Here is a 1171-nt window from a genome sequence, read left to right as displayed (position 1 = left end):
CATCAATGAAACCCTTATGACGATTGTTAAAAATTCGGAGAAAATTGAGATGACTGGTGATGATATTTCCGTCCGAACCAAAGGAAGTTCCTAACTTAAATAAACCAACCACTTTAACTTGGCGATTACTGTCTTGATTGCCAAGTTCTGATTGAATTACTTTCCCTTGCTTAAAATCTGAAGCAATTGGTCCAAATTCAGATCGAGAATCTTGATCAAACAAAACTTGATCGGTAATTTTAAGTTGATCTGAAAATTCAAAAAAACCTGAATAATCTACAGGTTGATGACGTAAATCAATACCAATAATAAAAATATTGCGCCAAGAATTTTTAGTTTCTGGATTTTTCCACTGGGCAAAGCCTAAATATATTGGACTAACAAATTCCACCTCATCAAAAGCCAAAGATTGAAGTAAACGACGTTCCGGGAAACTTTGCATGGCAATTAACGAAGTTGAACGGGGACTGATTAAAAAACAATCTCCTTGTAACCCTTCGTGAAAGCGAACAGAACTATTGAATAAAGCATCTCGGATTCCCAGTTGCATAAAGACAATTACAACGGCAAAGATTACACCGGATAAGGCAACAATTAATCTGACTTTTTGATGTCGGAGTTGTAACCAAGCCGTAGGAAGTTTACGAAACATTATTTTATCCTATTAGTTCACTTAAAATTCCTTGCAGTTTTATTGCCCCAAGTCTGAAATTTTTGAAGCTGTATCAATAAGCACATTAACCTGTAAATTTGTTAACCCGGCAACCCGTTGACTATCTTCAGAATTAAGACGAATTTTAACTTCAACCACTCGGGCATCTGCATCAGCAACTGGGTCAGTCCCTAATACATCTTTTGTGCCAATTTGTAATCCTACTTCATCCACAATCCCCTGTAAGTCACCGACAACACCATCACTTAAAATCTTAACGGTTTGACCTAAACGAACATTCTTAATATCGGTTTCATACACCTCTGCATTGACGTACATTTTATCCGTTTGCCCAATTTCAACAATGCCATTATTACTAACAATTTCACCAGGCCACGTTTGAACTTTAAGCACTTGACCGGAACGGGGCGATCGCACATAAGCTACATTGAAATTAGCCTGAGCTTGTTGAACAGCTGCTTTTGCCGTAGCTAATTCAGCGGCAGCAACGGCCACATA

Annotated in this window: 2 protein-coding genes; both read right to left on the bottom strand. The window is 37.9% G+C overall.

The genetic code is table 11. From position 1 onward, the window contains the following. Window positions 1–652: ABC transporter permease (locus F6K49_RS51090; RefSeq protein WP_366514372.1), on the bottom strand; the 652-nt coding region annotated here is incomplete at its 3' end. 39 nt (window positions 653–691) lie between these two features. Continuing rightward, window positions 692–1171 (bottom strand): HlyD family efflux transporter periplasmic adaptor subunit (locus tag F6K49_RS51085; protein ID WP_293110576.1); only part of this gene is annotated, 480 nt, incomplete at its 5' end.

It is taken from the genome of Moorena sp. SIO3I6 (genome assembly GCF_010672095.1).
This window is presented reverse-complemented; position numbering and strand designations above follow the sequence as displayed.